Consider the following 4,449-nt stretch of genomic DNA (forward strand, 5'->3'; position numbering starts at 1 on the left):
ATAATGAGTTTTTAACGTTTCTCTGTTTGTTTTTACCTCCTATCTGTTTGTGTATCATTATAAACCTCTTTTATTTTTTCTATATCCTCTGTTAGTTCTTCAAACAAATAAGCGAATTGCTCACCGTTGGCGCTGTTAATAAAAAAATCAATATTAGCATTAATTTTTTTAGCGATTTGATTAATGTTATTAGATATATTATTTAATAGAAATAGATATTCTTTATTTCCGTTATTTTTTATTTTATTTTTTAATATTGCAGATTTATTTAAAAGTAACGCTCTTATAGCTGCTGCTCTTTTTAAATCTAATTTTTCAGCTAACAATTCAACTTCTGTTAATTCTTCGTCACTTAAACATAAAGAAATAAAATTTTTACGTTGATAGCGATCTTTATATGTTTTTTTATCTTCAATGAGAATTTTTAAATTGCTCAAATTTGCCATGTTTTTTTCCTTGTGTTTTATGTTTTGACCTTCAGGGGATTGAAGGGGCGAAGCCCCTCACAAGTAACGTAATACGAAGTATTGCGCTAACTTGCTATCTAAGGTATCCCTTACTTAAGAAATAAGATATTTTGCTTTATTGTCAATACATAAACCCCAAAATCAAAACCGATCTTGAGGTCTTTTTTCTTCTAGTTCGCTCCGCTCACTGCTACGCACTTAATTATAATCCATAGACAACTATCTGATTGTTACCAGAATAATCCTTATCCAATATATATTTAATATTAAATGTCCCTATCTCTTTATTTTTAAACTGATTGGTAAAATCTCTAAACTCTATATCGTTAGGAATTAATTCCTGATAATTTTCGATTAATACACCGCTTATTGAAATCTTAACCGCTGCCTCACAAGTTCTAGTTTTATTTTTATTATCATATGCAACCTCTCGAACAGCCAACAATTGAGTATCTGCATTTTGGGTCAACGATATATCCAATGGAATAATTATGTCTTTGAAGTCTCCATTTTTATAATCATAATCAGTCAATTTTTCATAAACTAACGACGCTGGTTCATTTGGATCTAACCGTTGCTTAGCAACAAAAGCCTTATCATATTGTGATTTATAAGCTTGATTTACTAACGCGTTAGCTTCTACTGATTTACACTCAATCGGAATATCATTAGCTAATGATATGATTGGATAACAGATTGTTATTAGAGTAATTGTAGAAAAAATAAGGTGATTTTTAGGCATAACAAACCTCAAAAAAGGAATAAATAATGGATAAGATCATTTCATACTGGAAAGAATATAACATTGCACATTATGATGAAAAGAAAAGATTTTACGTGATATACGGTAAGTATAACCACTTAAATAACGAAGAAGAATCAAGAAAATGCCTAGGTCTTCATTGGGAGGACTACCCAAAGTCTAGATCTGTTTTAGCCCCTATGGTTGTAACAGCAGAAATAAAGAACTCAATTCTGGCTGGATTATTAAAAGATGGATTAGATAAAAAAAATAAAGTAGACCTTGAGAAAATACTTAAAGCTATCGAATACTTTAAAGACGAGGATTTGAAAGATAGCTATTAAGCTCAACGCTGAGAGCTGACAAAACTTGTTTTTGTTAGTTTGAAGCGTTCAAAAAGGTTTGCTTTGCTAACGCCCAAAAAACCACCCCTTTGGGGCTGTTATCTGATATGGTTAAGGCAATCACTTGACAAACTTTTTTGATGTATTAAAACATAAGAAAACAGAAACCCTATTGCTTTGAGTTTGGCGACCGTAGCAACAGGGTTTCAGAGAAAAAGGACTGCTTTATGTTTAACAACGATAATAGACAAAATTTTATAAGTCAAATGCCAATGAAGCCCTACTGTTCTGACGATTTAAGTAATGGGTTAAGAATTAGAAAAAAAGAAAAAGCGCTAGAAATGCTTTACATACAAGCTAATCAACCAGCTATACAAACTTGCTTGCTATTCGATCTAGATGAAGAAAATTGTTTTTATAAATTTGAAGAAGTTAACTTGCCTGTTCCTCACTTTATAACGAAAAGCCCCAAATCTGGCAGGTGTCATTATGGTTATATTTTGAAGAACGGGGTTTGTAAAACACAACAAGCAAAATTAAAACCGTTACGCTATGCCTCCGCAGTAGAAAACAGCATAGCAAACAGATTAGGTTCAGACCCTAACTATGTAGGGCTTATTACTAAAAACCCGTTAAATAGTCATTGGTCGCCTTGGTGGTCTGGTGCTGAATTGTATGATCTCGATTATCTCGCTGATTTTGTCGATTTAAATCAACCTAAAAGCGTTAAAGCTGAAAATTACGGATTAGGTCGCAATGTTAACCTTTTTGATGATCTGCGAGCTTGGTCTTATAAACGAGTTTTAGGGTTTAAATCTTCATCATCATTTGAACAATGGATGAAAGAAGTTGAGAGACAAGCGATCAACCTCAACGCTGTTTGTAATCAGCAAAACCCTTTGCCATTCAATGAAATAAAAGCGACAGCCCGAAGTATAGGCAAATGGACATGGAAAAATTTTGACGTTGCTAAGTTTTCAGAGATACAAAGCGCAAGGGGAAAAAAGAATCTAGGAAAGAAAAAAAATAACTATAAAAAACAAAGCGAAATATTGAATATGCTTGATTTTTTAGGAGGTAAAAAATGAGAGTAAACAGAGACGGATTAACACAAAAAGAGTTAGCAAAAAAATTTAATGTCTCAATAACAACAGTAATAAAATACACTGCTATAGACAGAGAAGATTACGAGAAAGAGGCATTAAATCGTCGCAAAACAGCGTATGAGCTACGAGAGAAGGGGCTGAGTTGGAAAGAGGTAGCGGAAGCTATGCAATGCTCTTATAACGCTGTAACGTCTCTAGCGAAGCGATACAAGCAACAAGATCTAAAAGAGAGCGTTTAGCTCTCTTTTGTTATGTGGTTCTTATAATAACTAAATAAAAAACTAAGCGTTTTTTTCATGTCTTGAATATCAGATTTTAAATCTTCGTCGTCTTTCAATTTTGTTTTGTTGCCCTTGCGTTTCTTCTTGTTTTTTAAAGAATTTTGAGACTTTTTGAGTGATGCTTTTTTTGAGTTCTTGAGTTCGTTTAAATCGCTCGATATTGTCAAAAAATAATCTAAAAAATCTGTCAACATATCTGTTTGATAGTCTAATTCTTCTTCTAATTCTTTTAGATTTCTCATTAATATATTGTTGTTCTCTACTTCTATCTTCGAATTTCGAATAAATAGATTGTTGTTCTTGATTAATGTTTTCAATTTCGCTTCCAATGCTTCTAATTCTTTGTTCTCTTGTTCTTTCTTCTGTTTTATCGCTTCTATTATTCTGCTCATTGTTTAAATTCTCTTTATTAAAATCATTATTAAAATTAAGAAAAATAAATTCATTCCTAATAAGGCTATTATTATTACTTGATATTTCAGATCTAACATCCTGAATGTCATTTGTTCTCTTATTGTTTTGTTCATTGCTATTCTTATTTTCGTTCTGTGTTCTTTTAAAGCGTTTTTTATTTCTACTTGTTCTTTTGCTAAGCTCTGCGTCAAAAACGCTCGTGTGCTCTCTGAGTGCGTTTTTAACGTACTCTCGATCTGCTCTGTGATCGATTCTTGATTCTTCGTTATAAGTTTTGTAATCTCTGCTCTGTTCATAGATATCTCCTTTTAACCTTACAGGCTTATCTTCTTCGCTAAATTTAATAGATATATAATTATCACCTGTACGATTTATAATTATATTTTTCTCTTTAGTTAAAAAATCAATTAATTCTTTTCTGTTGTTTATTTCTTCGATTGATATTTTCGCTATTATTTCTTCCTGTAATTTATTTACTATATCTTTTTTGTGTTTTGGTATTTTATTATTTAAAGTATTAATTAGCTTATTTCTTTCTTTGTGATTTTCTACGTCTATAACTGAGCTAATATTATTCTCATAATTAACAACTTCACAAAATGCGTTAAATAGTTTTTTATCTGCATAGTGATAGTATGTTTTGTATGCTCTTTTATCTGCTAATGCGTTGAATGTAAGATAATTAAGTTCTAGTCGCCCTTTATCTTGATGCTGCACCCAAAGGACCGGGGGACGGTTCTCAGGTGCGATTTCTGCGAACATCATTTCTTCAAATTCTGACATGATTTTATTTTTTAAATCTTCGTCGATGTCTTTTTCTTCAAACGAAAGAACGCCCGCTGTGTATGGGTGAGAGAAGTTTTTTGATTGAATATATTCGTTAAAGTTTAAAATATCTTTCTCTGTTGTTGTAGATAAAACTTTTATATATTGTTGTTCTTCTATTTTGTCTTTACGCAATAAATAAGATAATGAGTTTTTAACGTTTCTCTGTTTGTTTTTACCTCCTATCTGTTTGTGTATCATTATAAACCTCTTTTATTTTTTCTATATCCTCTGTTAGTTCTTCAAACAAATAAGCGAATTGCTCACCGT

The 4,449-nt window shown here is 31.5% G+C and carries 6 protein-coding genes; 3 read left to right on the plus strand and 3 right to left on the minus strand.

Annotated features, from left to right (window positions below; translation table 11 throughout):
• Positions 1–32: 32 nt before the first annotated feature.
• Both FTV41_RS13675 and FTV41_RS13680 read right to left on the minus strand, forming a co-directional pair.
• Positions 33–446, minus strand: coding sequence for a relaxosome component (locus FTV41_RS13675; RefSeq protein ID WP_008917002.1), 414 nt, complete (start codon positions 444–446; stop codon positions 33–35).
• A 223-nt stretch (positions 447–669) separates the two neighbouring features.
• Complete coding sequence (locus FTV41_RS13680; RefSeq protein ID WP_179996694.1) at positions 670–1,209, minus strand: hypothetical protein; 540 nt, start codon at positions 1,207–1,209, stop codon at positions 670–672.
• A 26-nt stretch (positions 1,210–1,235) separates the two neighbouring features.
• On the opposite strand from FTV41_RS13680, the gene FTV41_RS13685 reads away from it, so the two are divergent.
• From FTV41_RS13685 to FTV41_RS13695, 3 genes are all read left to right on the plus strand, one after another.
• Positions 1,236–1,553 carry a hypothetical protein gene (locus tag FTV41_RS13685; protein ID WP_179991742.1) on the plus strand — a complete coding sequence of 106 codons (318 nt, stop codon included), beginning with the start codon at positions 1,236–1,238 and terminating at the stop codon, positions 1,551–1,553.
• 227 nt (positions 1,554–1,780) lie between these two features.
• Positions 1,781–2,641: a replication initiation protein gene (locus FTV41_RS13690; protein WP_179991741.1), complete on the plus strand. Its 861-nt coding sequence runs from the start codon at positions 1,781–1,783 to the stop codon at positions 2,639–2,641.
• On the plus strand, positions 2,638–2,898 hold the full coding sequence (locus tag FTV41_RS13695; protein WP_008917004.1) for a helix-turn-helix domain-containing protein: 261 nt from the start codon (positions 2,638–2,640) through the stop codon (positions 2,896–2,898). The genes FTV41_RS13690 and FTV41_RS13695 overlap by 4 nt, the downstream gene beginning before the upstream one ends.
• 69 nt (positions 2,899–2,967) lie before the next feature.
• Here FTV41_RS13695 and FTV41_RS13700 read toward each other — a convergent pair whose 3' ends face one another.
• Entirely contained in the window at positions 2,968–4,380 is a 1,413-nt protein-coding gene (locus FTV41_RS13700; RefSeq protein ID WP_179991740.1) for a hypothetical protein, read from the minus strand.
• Positions 4,381–4,449 lie beyond the last annotated feature (69 nt).

Source organism: Acinetobacter sp. YH16051 (genome assembly GCF_013417135.1).
Lineage (GTDB): Bacteria > Pseudomonadota > Gammaproteobacteria > Pseudomonadales > Moraxellaceae > Acinetobacter > Acinetobacter towneri.